Origin of the sequence: Streptomyces sp. NPDC006510, from assembly GCF_040611955.1 — a bacterium.
Classification (GTDB): Bacteria; Actinomycetota; Actinomycetes; order Streptomycetales; family Streptomycetaceae; genus Streptomyces.
In genome coordinates, this window is record NZ_JBEXPH010000009.1 from 24479 (window position 1) to 43119 (window position 18641).

General features: G+C 65.7%; 6 protein-coding genes. All 6 read left to right on the plus strand.

Annotation, left to right across the window (positions count from 1 at the left end; translation table 11 throughout):
* Positions 1-29: 29 nt before the first annotated feature.
* The 6 genes from mobL (at position 30) to ABZY11_RS04965 (ending at position 18641) form a co-directional block, all read left to right on the plus strand.
* Positions 30-2312, plus strand: coding sequence for a relaxase MobL (mobL, locus tag ABZY11_RS04940; RefSeq protein ID WP_356477776.1), 2283 nt, complete (start codon positions 30-32; stop codon positions 2310-2312).
* 147 nt (positions 2313-2459) lie between these two features.
* Entirely contained in the window at positions 2460-2990 is a 531-nt protein-coding gene (locus ABZY11_RS04945; protein WP_326742908.1) for a hypothetical protein, read from the plus strand.
* 707 nt (positions 2991-3697) lie between these two features.
* Positions 3698-5464, plus strand: coding sequence for an AAA family ATPase (locus tag ABZY11_RS04950; protein ID WP_326742907.1), 1767 nt, complete (start codon positions 3698-3700; stop codon positions 5462-5464).
* A gap of 140 nt (positions 5465-5604) precedes the next feature.
* Positions 5605-7647, plus strand: a complete 2043-nt coding sequence (locus ABZY11_RS04955; RefSeq protein ID WP_356477777.1) for a hypothetical protein — start codon at positions 5605-5607, stop codon at positions 7645-7647.
* A 128-nt stretch (positions 7648-7775) separates the two neighbouring features.
* On the plus strand, positions 7776-12899 hold the full coding sequence (locus ABZY11_RS04960) for a type IV secretory system conjugative DNA transfer family protein (RefSeq protein ID WP_326742905.1): 5124 nt from the start codon (positions 7776-7778) through the stop codon (positions 12897-12899).
* Positions 12900-13079: 180 nt separating this feature from the next.
* Complete coding sequence (locus ABZY11_RS04965) at positions 13080-18641, plus strand: hypothetical protein (protein WP_356477778.1); 5562 nt, start codon at positions 13080-13082, stop codon at positions 18639-18641.

An 18641-nucleotide genomic window follows, 5' to 3' on the forward strand; every position in this document is an offset into this window, starting at 1 on the left:
ATCGGCAAAAGGACAGAAGGAGAACGACGATGGGCCTGAAGCAGGACATCATCGTGGTCAACGAGTTCAGCGTGCCGCTTCCTGGCGGCAAGGGATCGCGAGGCGCGACGCCGGGACAGTACGTCGAGCGATACATGGCCCGCGAGCAGGCGACAGAGTCCCTGGCACCGATCCAGCGTCTGCGCACCGACGGCTTCGTCATGCGGTACATGGCACGGGAGTCAGCCGTCGAGCGCGCCGGCATCTCGCGGGACGTGGTGAAGACGGAGATGCGCCAGGCCCAGGGCATCGGCGGCGTGGCCTTCGGCTACGGCTCGGTCTCGCTCTCCGACGAGCAGCTCAAGGCCGCCTCGAAGGATCTCCAGCGGCACTTCGAGAACGGGAAGACCGTGCTCAAGACGGTACTTTCCTTCGACGAGGCGTACTTGAAGAAGCACGGCATCGTCGACCAGGACTTCCGCTGCGAGACGCGTGGCGACTACCGCGGCCACATCGACCAGATGAAGCTGCGCATGGCGATCATGCATGGCCTGGAGCGGATGAGCTCGGGTACGAGCGGATTCGACGATCTGCGCTACGTCGGGGTCATCCAGGTCGACACCGAGCACGTGCACTGCCATCTGGCGATGGTCGACGGCGGTCCGGGGCAGGTGACGAAGAACGGTACCCAGCGCGGCAAGCTCCTGGACCGGCACAAGACCAGGCTCCGCCGCGGCGTCGACGCCTGGCTCGACGAGAAGCAGGCGGTCGCCCACCTCTCCAGCGCCGTCGGCTATGAACGACGCAACGTCACCACTTTCATTAAGCGGTGGGCGCACGAACGGATCCGGGCCGAATCCATGCCGCAGTTTCTGCTCGCCTGTCTGCCGGCGAACCGTCAGCTGTGGCGCGCCGGCTCGAACGACGCTCGAATGCGCAAGGCGAACCGGCTGGTGACCGAACTCGTGACCGAGCAGCTCGAACGTGCCGGATCTCCCATGCCGGAGGCCATGGAGAAATGCGTCGGCTACGCGAACGAGCGTCGGGCGAGGGAATCTCTGAGCACGGGGGAATGGCAGAAGCTCGTCGATCGGGGACGCGCGCAGATCATGGAGCGCGCCGTCAACGGTGTCTACCAGATGCTGCGGGCGATGCCGGAGTCGGAGCTGCGTGTGCACACGCCGATGCTCGAAGTCATGGGGCTGGACTATCAGCAGATGGCGGTGCTGGCCGCGGACCGGCAGGGAACGGACGAGAACACGGAAGCCGACCTGGTCTCCTTCGGCTTCCGGCTGCGCAGCTACACCTCGCGCTTGCAGCACCACGCGGAGAAGGCGGGGGCTTACCGAGACCTCGTGCGCCAGTGGGAGCAGGCGGAGAAGGCCGGCGTCGCTGCCGAGGACTCACGCCCGCTCTACGACTTCTACCGTTTCGAGGAGGACTACCACCGACGTCTGATGAGCAAGTACCGCCGCTTCCTGCCCTTCCTCGGGGACGTCGGTCAGTGGTACGAGCAGCAGCGGGAAGTTGCGGCCTACGGCCAGCGGCTGCTCTCGCTCATGGCCCTGCGCGCGGACGCCTCCCTGCAGCGGATGAACGACGCAGACGAGGCTGAGAGACTGGGCAGGACGATCTACGACCAGCCGGGCGGCAGGCTCCTGACCCAGGGCAGGAGCGGCCGGGCTGTGTTGGACGCGCGCATCCGGACGATGAAGCGGTTCTACGGCGAGAAGCTGGACGGTCTGCGGGCCGATCTCGCGTCCTCCGGCCTGGTGCTGCGCGTGGGGCCGAGCCCCGAGGACGAGGCGAGTGCGACCGGGACCGACACGGTCAGCACGGAGTTCGAGATCGTTGCCGGTACCGCGTTCGACTTCGGCGAAGTCAAGGCCCTGGACCTGCATCACCTGGGCTACGACTTCGTCACCGACGTCGAGATCGGCCCGCAGGCGTCCCGGATTTTCGTCGAGACGACCGAGGAGCGCCGCCGGCTGCTGCTGGCGGCAATGGATTACCTCGATCAGTCGGGCCAGTCAGAGGCGATCCCCGGTCTGCCGGTGGACGACCTCGCGGCGATGGCACGGCTTTCCCGGGAGCTGACGACCTCGCAGAAGAATGAGGGATCGCGTCCGCTCGTGCTGCGCTCTCGGATCGCCGAGCTGCGCACCGAGCACAGACACACCGAGCGGATGCGGCGGTCCAAGGCCTCGTCGCTGGACGCCGGTCTCGTCGTTCGGGTCCAGGCCGAGGTCGATCAGGCCGTGACCAGGGCCGATGCCGCGACCGCATTCGACTCGCAGTTACCCTCCTTGTCGACTGGCATTGGGCGCGGATAGAAAAGATGAGTCCCATGCCTTGTCGAATGCTCTATACAGTATTAGCGTGAAGAGCGTCCGGCTGGCATTCGGCGCATTGCCCGGATGACGTGACTGATCACGGCCAGGCTGCCGGAAGGGCAGTCGGAACAACGGAAGGAAGAGACCATGGCGCTTCTCAAGGGCAAGGGCATGATGACCGGCGTCAACCTCATCGCAAAGGTCTACAAGACCGGCATCACCAAGGACGGCAAGTCGCAGTACATCGACGTTCAGGTCGATGCCCGCGATCCGCGCGGCCCGGAGCAGACGAATCTCCACCTCAGGTCCGAACGCGTCACGGGCGACGACGGCAAGACCCGCTTCAACAACGGCGCTCCGTACTCCGTCGGCCAGATGGCGGAGATCGCCAAGGCGGCGGGCCCGAATACCGAGCCGATCCTGGACAAGGGCGGCAAAGAGGTCGGCACCCTCTACGGCTTCAAGGGCAACGTGATGCCGGCCTCGCGCGGCACCGGCCTGGTGGTCAACACCAAGGCGGTCGAGCCCTCCGATTTCAAGGTCGACGACAAGACGCTGGACAACCAGTTCGCGTCCATGCGCTCGGCCCACAAGGCGCACACAGCGGCCCAGGAAGCACAGCGCCAGGCCCCCGAGGCCGTTCAGGCGGCCGAGGCCGAAGAGCCCTCGGTCGGCTGAGACTGAGCAATCCCCATGCGAAAGGCCCCCGGATGCCATCCCGGGGGCCTTTTGGCTACACGGGGTGTGGGCAGAAGAGAGGGACAGTTCACGGCAATCGAGTCTTCGGACTTTGAGGTGGATGAGCGCACGCCGGCGGAGCAGAATGCTGCGGAGAAGGCCGACCCAGGATGGCCGGCCGCTGACGCAGGACCGGCTCCGGGCGATGACGCCGGGTTCGCTCTTGTGAGGAACGGTGCTCTGAGTCGGTCCTGAACAGTCCAGACGGACGGGGACGACCGCGTCGGACCCGACGCGGGGTCCAGAGACGGATTCGCAGGCCGCGCCACAGCTATCCGTCGTTCAACCCGGTGGTGCGCGAGCGCCGGCCTCAGAATCAGGAGCCGACCCCCCGGCCCCGGACGGAAAGCCCAACCGGGGGACGTGCCGCACTCCGCAAGGGATGACCGCCCCTCGGCCTTGTTCGATGCGGACATGGTCGGACGCATGGGCGCAGGCCAGTTCGAGCGGCTCCCGACGCCGGAGGGCGGCGAGTCCGAGTGCGGCCGGTGAGCGCCCAAGGATCACAGCGCGGTCCGAAAGGGCTCGGAGTGAAGCCAGTAAGTCTTTCCACATCCACACTCAATGCCTTACTGAATGCCACTCATGATAAGATTTCGACTGCTTTTCCAGTTGAATCAGAGTCCGGTTGAGAGGTCTTGCGGGGCATGTTCGACGATGCACAGCTCAAAGAGCGCTACCCGCTCCTGTCCAAGCTCTCGGAGCGACTGAAGAAGGCCGAGCGCGACATCGTCGGCCGCGAGCACGAGACGACGCAGCTTCTGGCCTCGATGAGCCGTCCCGAGCTGTGCAACGCACTCCTGCTGGCCGAGGCCGGAACGGGCAAGACAGCACTCGTCCAGGCCACGATGCTCGTGGATCCCGATCGCCTCTATCTCGAAGTGGACCCGGCGCGCATGATCTCCGAGGCGGGCAGCGCCGAGAACATGGCCGCGATACTCAAGGGCTTCTTCGACGAGGCGGAGCACTTCGTCCTGAGTGAAAAACACGAACTGGTTCTCTTCATCGACGAGTTTCACCAGATCGTCCAGCTCTCCGACGCCGCCGTCGAGGCGATCAAGCCGGTCCTCGCCGCCTCAGGGGCCCGAGGCATAAGGATTATCGCGGCGACGACCTACGACGAGTTCCACAAGCACATCGCGTCGAACCAGGCGCTCGTCGAGCGTTTGCAGCGCATCAATCTCAACCCGCCGGGCCAGGAGGCGACGATCACCATCCTCAAGGGAATGGCTGAGCGTTACGGGGTGCTCGACGAGTTCTACGACGACCACATCTTCCGGCAGATCTACGAGTACACCCAGCGCTACATGCCGGCCAGCGCTCAGCCGCGCAAGTCGATCCTGGTGCTCGACTCCATGGTCGGCTGGCACCGGTTCACGCAGCGGCCGATGGATCGGGACTTGCTCTCGGACGTGCTCCAGGAGTTCCTCGGCATCAACGTGGCCTTCAAGGTCGACGGCGCGAAGATCAAGCAGCAGCTGGACACGAAGGTGTTCAGCCAGGACCTGGCCACGAGCGCGGTGGCGCGGCGGCTGCAGCTCTCGGTGGCAGACCTGAACGACAAGGGTCGACCAGAGGCATCGATGTTACTGACCGGCTCGACAGGTGTGGGCAAGACCGAGCTCGCCAAGCAGCTGGCGAAGCTTCTCTTCGGGGACGATCAGCGACACCTGATCAGGTTCGACTGCACCGAGTACGCCGAAGACTCGTCGTTCGCGAGCTTCCGCTCGGAACTCACCAAGCGCGTGTGGGATCTCCCTCACGCCGTGCTTCTTTTCGATGAAGTCGAGAAGGCCTCGCAGATGGTCACGCGCGTGCTGCTGCAGGTACTCGACGACGGCCGGCTCTCCGACGACAACAACCGCGAGGTGAGTTTCCTCAACACCTACATCCTGCTCACGACGAACGCGGGCTCGGAGATCTACCGGACGATCGCGCAGTACGCCGCCGACGACACCGGATCGGGCAAGCAGCTGCTCAAGTACAAGAAGCTCATCCACCGCTCGATCTCTTCGACGACAAGCGACAACCGGTTCCCGCCCGAGCTGCTGAGTCGCATCGACGCGATTGTGCCCTTCCAGCCGCTGTCGCTGGATACGCAGAAGAGGATCGTGCGGAAAAAGCTGCGCCAGATGGTGCAGGAGGTGCTCGTCAAGCACAACGTGCGGGTCGACATCGATACGAAGGTCCTGCGGTACCTCATCGAGGACAAGACCGATACCGACTCGGATGCCGGCGGTGCGCGTGCGGCGGTGGCGAAGATGACCGACGAGGTCGCCACCGCGGTGGCGGCCTTCATCAACGAGCACCCCTCGGAGCGGCGAATCCGCATCGACGTCGTCGGTGACCTGGTCAGTGACGACAAGAACCTGCTGAGTTCCGACGCCTACGTCGACGTCAGCGCGGTGCGATGAACCGGTCGAGAACGCGGCCATGAGTCGACCCGCCAGCCAGCTCCCCTTTCGCGCCTTATGAACATCAAACCGAATAGGGCGCAGATAAGAGATTCACAAACCAGGCGAACTGTGCTTCATCAGCGAAGGGACCGGCATCAATGGGCATTCTGGGGACGGCAATGGGGAGCCAGAAGAAGGAGCGGAAGAAGAAGCCCGACGAGCTTCTGGCCTCCGTGGTGAGAGAGACGGCGATCCCGGCGGCGGTCGAGCTGCTGCGGTCGAACACGCGCTTCGTCTTTCCCAGCGGCACGGCCTGGGTCATGCTCGTGCTCGCGGCCGATGCGATCGACGGTCTGAGCAAGCGGCACGGACGTGACGAGGCGAAAGGCTCGATCATCGAACTCATCGGCTCCGATCAGATCCGTACCGTGGCCACGGCGGAGATGCTCGAAGCGGAGGTCTTCGGCATCATCCCCGACAACGAGACCCTCGCGCGCATGGAGGAGTACTCGCTGCTCACTGGTGCCAACTACAGCTGGGCCGTCGTGTGGCAGCAGTCCAGCGGCGATCTGCTCGTCGACCTGGTGAGCGATGCGGCCTTCGTGCAGGCGTGCTCGGTTGCCGCAGGCACCACGAGCCTCGAAGAGGCCGTGGGCAAGAAGGCCTGGGAGGAACACAGCGGCTTGGTCACCGAGACGGGGACGGTGCAGGCAGTGCCCGGCTCGGTCGCTGTGAAGGACGAGGGTGATGCGATCTTCGACCAGATTCCCGGTGACGAGGAGGCCGACGAGAGCACCGACAACGAGCCGGTCTTCAGCGACGTCGTCGACGGGGATGAAGGAGCGGGCGCGCCCATGTTCCCGGAAGGCGCCGCAGGCATGGACGACGCGGGCACCTCCCTGGTCAAAGCGGAGCCGGAATTCGACGGCGACGAGGTGACTGGCTACGAGAGGTTCGACGAGACCGACTCCGGCTACGGCATCGAGGACGGCTACCAGGAGGACGCGCCGGCGCAGGAGGCTGACGACACCGTGCTGCTGGCCGATCAGGCCCAGGTGCGCGAAGTCATCGCCCGCCGGTTCCTCGCCGAGGACCTCGACCTGGACGTCCGGCTCGACGAGTTCAACGCGACCTTCGCCATCGGCGCGCCGACCGTACAGATCGCCGTGCCCGAGGGCGCGACCGAGTGGCTCGGGGATCAGGTCGCCCAGCTCAACCGGCAGGCCAACGCGGACCTGACGCAGCTGCGCTCTGCGCACGAGGACGAGCTGCGCGCGTCCTACGTCAACCTCATGTCGGCTCATACCGAGCAGGTCATCCGCGACGTGGCCACCGACCGCGAGGGCTCCCGGTACAAACGGCTGAAGGACGCCGCAGAGGCCGAGCACCAGCAGCGGCAGGCGAAGAAGGAGGAGAGGATCCGGGCCCGCCGGGCGGAGATCGCCAATGACTTCGAGGTGGATGCCGCCAAGGTGGCCCAGCAGGCGGCAATCTCGGCGGAGCTGCGTTACAAGGAGCGCTACCGCTCGAAGATGGAGCGCGAACAGATCGACTCCGCCGCCGAGATCGAGCGGGAGATCGAGGACACCCACGCCCACAACCGGCAGGAGATCCTGCGCGTCCGGCGCTCGGACGCGACGCTGAAGACGCAGACCGGGCAGACGCGGATCTTCGAGCTCCTGGCCGAGCAGCAATCGACGTACCTGGCAGCCGAGGAAAAGCGCCTGAACCAGTGGAAGTCCGAGATCAAGCAGATGATCGACGACAACCGCAAGGCCGACATCGCCCAGTCCAAGACGCTGGCCGAGCATCTGCGGACCACGGATGAGATCGGCGTCCTTCGCCGGGAGCAGCAGGCCCTCCTGGAGTCGGTGCGCACCGAGCACGCTGACCGGATCCGCAGGATGGAGGACGAGCTTGAGCGCAACCGCAGGGACGCCATCACGCAAATGACGGATCGCGACGCGGAGTGGCAGCACAACCTCAGTCTTGAGAAGGAGATGACCAACTCCCAGGTGGCGCGGGTCACTGACCTGTTCAAGCAACTGGAGACGGTCGAGGCATCGGTCGCCAGGCGGTACGAGGCGCGGTCCTCCGAGGTGCAGAGGCGGTCGAACAAGATCCTCATCGTCATGATCGTCATGCTCTCGCTCCTGATGGGCGTGGCCGGCCTCATCGCCGGTGTCGCCTTCATCCGTTGAGCGATCCGGTGATGACCGACGGGGTGATCTGACGGCGCATGGGGCGCGTTTCCCATGCGCCGTCGCCGTCTGCACGAGCAGGCGCACAGACCAGCAGAACGAGCGAGGCTCAAGAGTAGGGAGTCACGATGGTCCTGAACAGGTGGAAGGCGGCACGGCCGAAGGCGAGCAGCTGGGACAAGATATCGGCGCGGACGCCCGGCGAGACGCTGACGAACCGAGACGTCTACGACAACCAGCAGTTGGACCGCAGCAAGCTCCGGCCCCGGAGGTCAAAGGCTCCGGGCGTCGTCGCCGCAGTGGTTGCCGGCGTGCTGGTGGCGGTCCTCGCCTGGCTTTTGTACTCGGTCCTCTCCACGGCGGTGCTCTCGGTGGGCGCGTCCGTGGACCAGGGTCTGCCCGGCAGCGGCAATCCGCGCGCGTACTACGTCCAGGACACCACGACGGGCAAGAGCGGCACGGTCGTGACCTGCTACCGTCCCCTGACCAAGGACGGCTACCCGGACGTGAAGGCGCAGTGCTACCCCAGTGCCGAGGCTGTCCCGGTCCCCGACTGGTACACCGCGGCGCAGGACCGCAAGCCCGGCACCGGCGAGACGGCCGCGCCCAAGAGCACAACGACGGTCGGCGAGCAGATGGCCGATGTCTCGGGGTTCAAGCTCTTCGTCACGCTCGGCTCGGGGCTGCTGGTCATGCTCACCATCGGCACGTGGTTCTCGCGGAAGGTCGCCGCGGCGAACCTGATGAACACCACGAGCGACATCAACCAGTACCAGAACGACCAGCACATCGCTCTGCCGGAGGAGATCCAGCGGAATTTCGACTGGTTCCCCGACGCAGGCGCGCACTCGGACGTCCAGGTGAGCTCGGTGATGAGCCACATGATGCTCAGGAAGAAGGGACTGGGCACCGCCGAAGTCTCCCAACGTGCCGAGAAGGATGTCATCGACAAGGGCGGAAAGGTCGTCTACTACGCCGGCGAGGTCATGGACGACGACGAGGGCAATCCGCTGACCCGGACCCTGCCGATCATCGACGAGGACTTCGGCGATGACTTGTTCGAGTCCTCGGGCCTGCCACGGGACAAGACGATGCGCAAGAAGTACGACACGACGCTGATCCCGTACAACCCTGGCGGCAAGAACCGGGACAAGCTCGGCGCGGCGAAGCCGGGTCAGACCCCCGAACCGCACTACAAGACCGTTGCCGACCTGATCAACAGCGACTGGGAGTTCCCGGCGTACGAGGTCCAGCGCCCGGCCGGGGCCTACATTGTGGACACCGCCCCGGTGAACACGATGGTGCTGGCCATCACGCGAGCCGGTAAGGGCCAGACGTACATCGAGCCCGTGCTGGACATGTGGTCGCGCGAGAAGCGCCCTTCGAACATGGTGGTCAACGACCCCAAGGGCGAACTGCTGGTGAAGAACTACGTCTCGCTGGTCACGCGCGGCTTCGAGCCGGTGCAGTTCAACCTCATCAACTCGATGAAGACCGACATCTACAACCCCCTCGGCATGGCTGCCGACGCTGCCCGCGAGGGGGATTCGAGCAAGTGCGCGCTCTACATCGAGAACATCGGCGAGGTCTTCTTCCCGCTCGACGGAGGCGAGGACCCGGTGTGGCCGACCGCAGCCAACAATGCCTTCAAGCGCGCGACCTACGGCCTCATCGACTTCTACCTGGAAGAGGAGCGCGAGCTGCGCGAGTACGCCGCGGCGACCGGCATGGACCCCGAGGTGCTCGAGAAGCGGCTCGACGACATGTGGGGCAAGGTCACGCTCTACAACTCGTACCAGCTCTTCGTGCAGCTGACGTCGAAGAAGCGCAAGAACCCCGCCGCCGAGTTGGAGAAGCGCATGAAGGCCGGCGAGTTCGACGGCGACGAGGACGCCCTGGCGGAGGAGCAGGCGAAGGTCGCCGAGCAGGAATTCCTGTGGGAGGGTAAGGCTGAGGCTGATCTGCTCACCCTCTTCTTCAACGCCACGCAGGCCCTCCCCCGCAACACGATGCGCACGCTGGTCGGCAACGCCCACAACTCACTGGTGGCGATGGCCGGTGCCGAGAAGATGATGTCTTCGGTCTACGGCATCGCGATCACGGGGATGGCCTTCTTCACCGATCCGACGATCTCGACGCTCACCTCCGGCAAGCCCTCGCAGAACACCGACCTGGCGGGGCTGTCGTTCCCGCGCCGGCTCGGCGTGCGCTTCGCGGTCGACTTCCTCAAGCGCGAGCACCTGATCGGCATGCAGGCGGTGTGGTCGGCGTACGCCGATCCGATGTTCACCGAGAATCTGGGCAAGGACTTCGAGCACGCCGAGATCGTGGGCCGCGTGGGATGGGCCCGCTACAACTTCAAGGGCATCTTCCCGAAGGACGAGGCCTGGCTGAAGCTCGAACTGCTCAACCCGCAGTCGAACATGCTCGTGCGCACCTTCTACTTCCACTTCAAGAAGAGCTACCAGCTCTCGCTCAACGGCCGGCACTTCGTCGTCGAGCCGGTGACGAGCAAGAAGATCATCAAGAATGGTGTGCTGCGCGAGCTGCGGCCGGTGCGCGAGGGCGGGACGCGGGACGGGAAGATCCTCTCGTTCCAGCCCGGTGACACGACCTACCCGCACACGCGGCTCGACTTCTCCGGCGGCGGGAACCCCGAGAAGATCGAGGACTCAGCGCGAGCGGTCACGCAGACGATGGCGCGGTACTCGGAGTCGCCGAAGGCCGTCTTCCTGGTCACTCCCCCGCACCTGATGAAGTACGCCAAGCTGATCCTGATTCTGGTCAAGCAGCTGGTGGACGTCTCGTTCGACCAGTCGTACATGACGAAGTCGAACCAGAAGCCGCTCTACCGGACCCGGTTCATGCTCGACGAGCTCGGCAACCTCCAGTCCGACGGCAACGGCATCTCCGGCTTCGAGACGATGCTCTCGATCGGCCTGGGCCAGGAGCAGCAGTTCACGCTGATTCTCCAGACGCTGCAGCAGCTGCGGGACGTCTACGGCGACTCGGTCGACAAGATCGTGCAGGGAAATCCGCAGCCCCTGGATGCGAAGATCGCGACGCCGGCTGGCTGGATGCGGATGGGCGACGCGGAGGTCGGAGCGAAGGTTCTCACCCCGTTCGGCACTACGTCCGAGATCACTGCCGTGTACCCGAAGGGCGTGCAGCCGGTCTACCGCGTGACGTTGTGTGATGGTTCTTCGGCGGAGGCGTCTGCCGGACACATCTGGGCGATCGAGCGCTGGAAGTCGAGCTTCAAGCTCGTTGATGGCAAGGCTGTTGGGACGAGTCCTGAGGGCAAGACCTCGACGCGTGTCTCGGAGCAGATGACCACTGCGATGATCAAGGAGCTGGTCGAGAAGGGGACCCAGGTCGACCTTCCTCGCGTCGCACCGCTGGAGTACGCGGAGGCCGCTCTGCCGATCGATCCCTACGTGCTTGGGGCGATCCTCGGGGACGGTCACGTACAGCCCAGTGGTGTCGTGAAGTTCACCTGCAACGATCCTGAGACGGTCGAGGAGATCCGTCGTCGTGGATACGTCGTCGTGGATGACATCGTCCGGGGTGAGCGCAAGGACGGCATCTGCTATCGCATCAACGGCGTGAACGCCGAGATGCGCGATCTCGGTTTCGCTGGCAAGCGGTCGTGGGAGAAGCGGATCCCCGAGGCGTATCTGTTCGGCTCAGTGCAGCAGCGCATCGACCTGTTGCGCGGGCTCATGGACACCGACGGGACGATCAGCGCCAAGGGCGAGATGGAGTTCACCTCCGCGAGCCAGGAGCTCGCGGAGGGCGTTCAGACGCTAATCCGATCGCTTGGCGGCCGGGTGGCGATCAACTTCAAGGCCAAGGTGACCTACACGTCGCCGAACCAGGCCGAGCCCAAGTCCGGACGGCCGGCACACCGCGTGCAGAACATCCGCCTGCCTGAGATCAATCCGTTCCTGCTGGGCCGCAAGGCCGCGCGCGGGAAGGACCGCACTCGCGGGTTCAACCGGATCGTCAGCGTCGAGTACGTGCGCGATGACGAGGTGCAGTGCATCAGCATCGCCGACGAGCGGCACCTCTACATCACCGACGACTTCATCCCGACTCACAACACCAGCAACATCGTGTTCCTCAAGTCGACCGACGACTCGATGATCGAGACGCTGGAGAAGATGAGCGGCAAGACGCACCGCTCGTACCGGGACAGCAAGCAGATCAGCCAGGACCTCGACAAGGTCATCGGCGGCAAGACCGAGGGTCGCGTGTCGTACACGATGAGCACCAAGGAGGAGCCGCTGATCTCCTACAACGACATGGCGTTCATCTCGCCGAACCAGAACATCATCTTCCGCGCGGGCGATGCACCGGTCTGGAACCGCAACGAGACGATCTTCCCGATGTCGTGGCGGCTCTTCGACAACAAGATCACGCACCCGGGGCACGAGTACTCGCTGCAGACGATCCCCACGCTGTCCTCGGCGATCGACTTCGACGTGCGCATGAACCAGCCCGACTTCGTGAAGATGCTCGACAAGCGCATGGCGCAGGCGGTGAAGGCGAAGAACGCCAAGGAGCTCTTCCAGGAGACGTTCCAGTACGAGGAGGTCGACATCGAGCGCCTCGACCCCGACGTCTACTCGGACGCCGTCATGCAGGTCGTCACGCGCATGACCATGCCCGACGACGGCCAGGACGGAGCCGGCCCGGTCGTGGTCGACCCGGCGGAGTACGAGTCGACGATGCTGTCCAGCGACGAGGACTTCCTGGAGAACGTCGAGCTGGCCACCGCGATGGTCACGCTGCAGGCGGACGAGGCGGACCGGAAGCGGATGGCCTACGCCGAGGGGACGATCAGCAAGGAGATGCTGATCAACCACAACGGCTCGGCGAAGCTGAAGACGCTGGATATCGAGATCGGAGAGGCCTACAAGTCGGCGCAGACCGAGCTGGAGCAGGATCACGAGCACTTCTCGGTCGGCGGCGACGGCGAGCTCCGCAGCGCCGACGGGTCCCAGACGTACATCAGCCAGGTCCGCTCGGACGCGTACGCCAGCGCGGCTCGCCGCATCAACGGCCATGTGAACGACGAGGACGCGCGGGTGTTCGCCGAGGTGGACGTCACGGAGGAGGACCTGAAGTCGCTGGCCACCGTGAAGGTCCACTCGGCCTTCTACCAGTACCTGGCCTCGCTGCCGAGCTGGGAGGTGCTGGCCGACGGCCGGTTCGACCGGGCGATGGCCATCGAGGTGAAGTCGAAGTAGCGCATCCGGCCGTGGACCGGCCGTCAGAAGGATCGCGACCAGTGCCGAGGTTGCCTCTCGATTGAGAGTGCCAGCCTCGGCACTGCCCTTTCTGAATGACTTATCAAAGACCTTCCGATAAGCAGGGTAGTCTCTATGAATACTCAAGTGGACCCGAGCCCCCACAGGAGGCTGATTGCCGTGAAGAAGGCACATGGACTGCGCAGGTACTTCTACGAGTACGTCTACTACAAAGCAGTCGAACAGGCCCGGGACCAGACCGGGCAGGTCATTCCGATCTCACAGGCCAAGGCCATCCGGGCCCGAGTCGACGAGATCCTCGGCCAGCGTGGCACGGCAGTGGCCGACCCGCGGCTGGGCGTCACGGACTGCCTCACCGCCGTCGACCAGGCGTTCAGCGAGCGGGTGCCCGGATACGAGCCCCAGTTCGGAGACCGCTCCCCGCGGAACGAGCAGTACCAGCGACTGCAGCGGGAATTCACCCGCGCCACCGGCGTCGGTGCTCGGGTCGACCCGAAGTCGGCCCGGCTGCCGATCAGCCCCTACGACCCGCACTGGTCGGAGCGTGCCAGCGTGAAACGGGCAGGAACCGCGCTGGTGTATCTGCCCGACGAGACGATCGGGCGTGTGACCGGCGGCGAAGTGGACGCCCTGGCCGATCCGCGGCTCGGGAACATGGTGCTCTGGCGCATCGATGCCGAGGGCAAGCCGTCCGAGGCCGGTCGTGCGATGACGAACGACGATGCCGCCGGACTCACCGCGCTCATGGACAAGATGAGCCAGCAGGAGTACGACCAGGTACGCGAGTGGGTCATCGACGGCGGCCGGAACCCGCAGACGGGCCGCGTCGACCGCAACCGCTTCATGTCCCGGCACGCCGTGGCCCGCTCGGCGGCAGTACTCGAGGAACTGAAGGCCCAGGGCGTGTCCTACGCGGTGATGCGCGACCGCGAGCCCGGCCAGATCAAGGCGAAGATCGCTGCAACCGGCATGGAGATCCGGCTCACCGACACGCGCCAGGAGCAATACGCCGGGGCCCGGATCTATGACAACGGCACCGTGCTGCGCTACTCGACGAACCACCGGCTCCCCGGCGGTATGGCGGTCTACTCCCCCTCGCCGGCCGAGGCCGTACAACTGCTGCGCTTCGCGCAGGGCCAGCGCATCGAGCGCACCGATCTTCCCGGGCATGCCGTCGGCGAGACCGGAACGAGTCATCAGGAGCGCGGCCGCGGTCGCACGGTTCTGGATGTACCGGACAGCTATCACGTCGATCGTGAGTCGATGTTCGTGGTGGGCGACTACGTGACCCCGGGCGAGGCCGGCCCCCGGCCCGGGTCGAAGGTGATGCTGCGCCGAGATGCGAAGAACCGGTCCCTGCCGACCTTCTTCGCCGATGCTGAGCCTGCCGAGGCCTACGCGAAGGCGGCAGTTGAGAGCGCGCGGGAGAACCTGGAGGCAGCTCTCGGCGTCGAGGCTCTCATCACTCACGCCGAGGCCGAGCTGGAGCGAACGGGCGGACGGCTGAACGAGATCGATCCGCCGGAGTATTCCGCCGACGGTGAAGTCGCAGCGATCCAGCGCTCGTACTGGGAGGTGCTCACCGGCACACACAGCGATCTGCTGCGCCCGGGTGCAACCGAGGAGATGTACCGGGAACGGCTGGACGAGATCGGCGAGCTGCAGGCCGATGAGGTGCCAGAGCTGGGCAACCTCGTCTACACCGGCACCAGCGTCGAGAAGGTCCGGCAGCACGCCGAAGACGTCCCCTTCGAGCTCATCGGGACCTGGGAGGCGGAACCCCACGACGTCGACGGCGAGTGGGTCGATCAGCGCTTCAACCCGGACCGGGTGGCGAGGTACATGACCAGCCCCACCGGGCAGTGGTCGAATCTCGACAACCTCGCCTCGGCGCTGCGCCGCTGCGGGATCCCCCCCAGCGAAATGATGGGTTCCACCTTCCAGACGACCCGGTTCAAGGACCGGCTCGTCCGCTTCGATGCCGACCGCGCCGCGCCGATCGCAGATCACGAGTCCGCGTTCATGCGGCGCATCGGGGCCACCGTGCGCGAGAGCATCGAGCGCAACGCGGCAACGGTCTCCGAGATTCTGGTCGACGAGCAGGGCGTCATCCGCTGGAGCGGCGAGAAACTGCGCCGCGACGGCAAGGGGTCGCCGATCTCCGGAGAGATCGGCCAGGTCTTCGACGCCGGCGAGCACGGCGAAATCGTCACTGCCTTCGCCAGCGGGGAGAATGCCCTGGTCGTGCCGGGCTACGAAGCCACGATCACGGCCCAGACGCCGGGCGAGGCCCCGACCTCGGTCGAGGAACGCACACGCCTGCGCGGCTACGAGCAGCTCATGCACGAGCGTATCCAGTACCAGATCGCCGGCGATCTCATCGCCGGGCGCAGTGAGACCGGCGAACCCTCCTCGCTCAACTCGGTCTACTTGCAGCTGTACAGCACGAAGCACCCGGTCGACTTCATCGAGCGCGCCACTTCATTCCAGTTCGACGGGGGCGGCCTCAAGAGGCGCGGGCACCTGGACGAATGGACGGCCGCGATCCTGCAAACCGAGGCACGCCGGGTACGCTACTCCAACGAGATCAAGCAGGGCTCGACGATCTACGCCGAGTACCGGGCCCAGCGCGACCGCACCGATCCCGCCGATGACAACCGCTTCGACGCCTGGCGTCTCACCGGCGGGCGGAACATGGCGGTACTCACCGGGACGGACCGGAACGACGTCGCCGCGCCCGGCGGTTATTTCGACCCGGTGATGACCGGCGGCGCGACCAACCAGGGCGTCGTGCGGTATCTGACCACGCAGGCACAGGTAGACGGCGCCGGCCGGATTCTGCCGGGCGACGAGACACTGGCTGGCCAGCGTGCGCCACTCATGACCCTCCCGGAACTCAAGACGCTGCGGTACGACCCGTTCGACCGTCAGCAGATGACGGCCTCGACAATCATGCAGTCCTCGGAGGTCACCGGCCCCACGTACACCGCGCTGATGACCTTCGGCGGCTGGACGGCCGACGATCCCATCGTCATCAGCTCGGAGTTCGCCCAGCGCCACCAGATCCGCGGGGCCGGCGGGAAACTGCGTGACCTGGTCGTCGGCGACAAGATCAGCGACCTTCACGGCAACAAGGGTGTCGTCTCTCTCGTTGTCGACCGCAGCATGCCCGAAGACGGGGCCCGGGAACAGGGCATCGAGCAGGAGGTCGCGTGGTTCCGCGCGAACCCGCGCATGGACGTGGTGATGAGCCCGTTCTCGCTCATCTCCCGCCGCAACGCCGGCTCCGCCCGCGAGCTCATGACGAGCAACGGCCGCGGAGGGGCGGAGCAACTCAAATCCCCCGTCGGCAAGGTCATGGCAGGCAGCTTGAGCCGGATGCGCTTCGTGGTCACGCACATGGCGGTGGACGAGAAGACGAAGATCTACGACGACGAGCAGGTGCGCGCGGGCAAGGGTCGCAAGGCATCCTCGCAGCTGGCCTGGGCGCTGCAGTCCAAGGACTGCCCGGCAATCATGCACGAGTTCTACGGTCACAACAGCGGGGCCGAGTCGAACCTGCGTGAGTACTTGCTGGTGACAGGTATGGACATGGAGGCAGACGGCACACTGCGGGTAGTCGGCCAGGCCGAGGGCGTCGATGAGCGTCCCGAGCGCCGTTTCATCGCGATGCCCGAACTGCTGCGCACCCAGCCACGCAAGGAAGGCCGGCTCCCAGGGCTCAACACCACGGCAATGCGCAAGTCCTTCGGCAAGCTCATCGGAGACCGGGGCGGGGACATGGAAATCCCGTTCGCGCTGACGTACCCGACCGGCGAGCAGACCGAGGCGGTGAGCGCGGCCTCGTGGAAGTTGCCGGTGATGTCTTCGCATCTGCGCAGTGGCCAGGAGTTCGAGGACGGATCCTCAGTCACGCACGACTACACCCGCAGCTATCAGGACGTCTTCGTTGAGGCCTGCCGCTACCGCTACATGGCCGAACAGCTTGAGAGCCAGGGGCTTTCCGCCGAGAAGCGTGCCGAGGTGCGCCGAGGCATGAGCGAATCGGTCTCGCGCGCACAGCGCGCCTTCGAGGTCATCACGACTGACGCGCAGAACCGGGTGCTGACGGGCAAGAACAACATCTTCAAGACCGGGTTGATGTCCTCGCGGCTCACGGACTCGGCGACGATGGTGTGGACCGCGGACCCGCGGCTGGATGTCGACCAGGTTGCGCTCAGCTCGGTCAAGGCCCAGCAGCTTGGGCTGGCCGAGGGCGACCACGCACTGGTGTGGCGCGACCCGGTGCTCCGCGACGCCGGAGTGCGCTACATGCGGGTCGCGATTGACGACCGGCTCACGGGAGCCGCGATCAACCCGGTGATGGACAAGTGCTTCGACGGCGACTTCGACGGCGACGCGGTCGCTGTGGTGAAGCTGCACGGCGAGGCAGCCAAGGCTGAGGCCCTGGCGAACCTCTCGGTGCCCGCCAACCTGCTCGACACCGGCGTGGTCGGTCCGGATGGATCACACCCGCTGGCGATGCAGGTTTCCTTGGACACCAAGGTCGCGCTCTCGAAGAACGGGGAACTGGCCGAGGAACTGGAGAGTTCGCGGCAAGAGGCGAACCGGATCAGGCTGCAGTCGCTGACGGGAGCGGAACCGCCGAAAGACGTCGAAATCGCCCAGCAGGTCGTCATGGAGGAGCTGAGTGCGCTGTACCGTCAGGCACAGCGCGGCGAGTTCGGCGCGGCGCTGACGTTCTCGGACCGCGAAGCGCACCTGCAGAGCGTGCGCGAGGTCTGTGTGGAGACCGGTGCCAAGGGCAGCGAGAAGAAGCTTGCCGACTACGCCCGGAACCTGGGCGATGCGCAGGGCACGCCCGGGATCACGCAGGCCGACCAGGAGGCCTCGATGTTCGCCACGGCAATCAAGGCTCATGGGACGGGCCTGGGCGGCTCGTTCAGCCAGCGCGCGGTGCGGGCGCTGCGCAGCGTGGATCTCAAGGCGGTCCTGGAGGTCACCTACCCGGTGACCCAGTCAATCCTGCAGGCCAAGCACGACGCGGCCGAGGCCCGGCACAAGTACGAAATGCTCCAGGGCCCCGGCCGCGACCTCTGGAGGGGCCGCAGCATCGAGCACGTCGGCCCGGGCCAGTGGCGCACGGCATTCGTCGACGGCGAGCCCGTTCAGGCCACGGCTGAGGAGTGGGAGTCCCAGTTCACGGAGTTCTACGAGTCAAAGGAGGGCTTCGGCGTCACGGTCAATCCGGACTACGTGGCCCGCGTGGCCCGCGCGCTGCAGGACCCGAAGACCGGGCTTATCCGCAACCTTGAGGAAGACCCGTCGCTCCGGGGCACCGTGATGGACCGGATGGCCTACGGCGGTGCTTTCGCTGATCTGGTTGAGGCAGCGAAGAACCGCGAGAGCGTCTACGACGGCGAGAGAAATGAGCAGTTCGCGTCCTCGGGGACCCGGAAGGCCCAGGCGGAGATGGCCCGGCAGCTCGGTGCACTGGGCACCGCCGAAGCACACGCTCTGGACAACGCCGCGATCGCCGTCGACGACTCGGTGGTCAAGCCCGACGTGATCGGCCAGGACGCCGAGGCCTCCCGCACCCGCGGCGCGCGCCGCCGCTCGGCGCACGCGGTGAGCATGAGCGCGGCGCGCCCGGTCTACGCACCGAGCATCGAGATCGACCAGCAGCCCAGCAGCGAAGACGGCTACGGAATGGGGCGCTGA

What these genes read in the sequence shown, in the direction of transcription:
- mobL (WP_356477776.1), top strand. Translation starts at nt 30, where the DNA reads ATGGGCCTGAAGCAGGACATCATCGTGGTCAACGAGTTCAGCGTGCCG.
- ABZY11_RS04945 (WP_326742908.1), top strand. Translation starts at nt 2,460, where the DNA reads ATGGCGCTTCTCAAGGGCAAGGGCATGATGACCGGCGTCAACCTCATC.
- ABZY11_RS04950 (WP_326742907.1), top strand. Translation starts at nt 3,698, where the DNA reads ATGTTCGACGATGCACAGCTCAAAGAGCGCTACCCGCTCCTGTCCAAG.
- ABZY11_RS04955 (WP_356477777.1), top strand. Translation starts at nt 5,605, where the DNA reads ATGGGCATTCTGGGGACGGCAATGGGGAGCCAGAAGAAGGAGCGGAAG.
- ABZY11_RS04960 (WP_326742905.1), top strand. Translation starts at nt 7,776, where the DNA reads ATGGTCCTGAACAGGTGGAAGGCGGCACGGCCGAAGGCGAGCAGCTGG.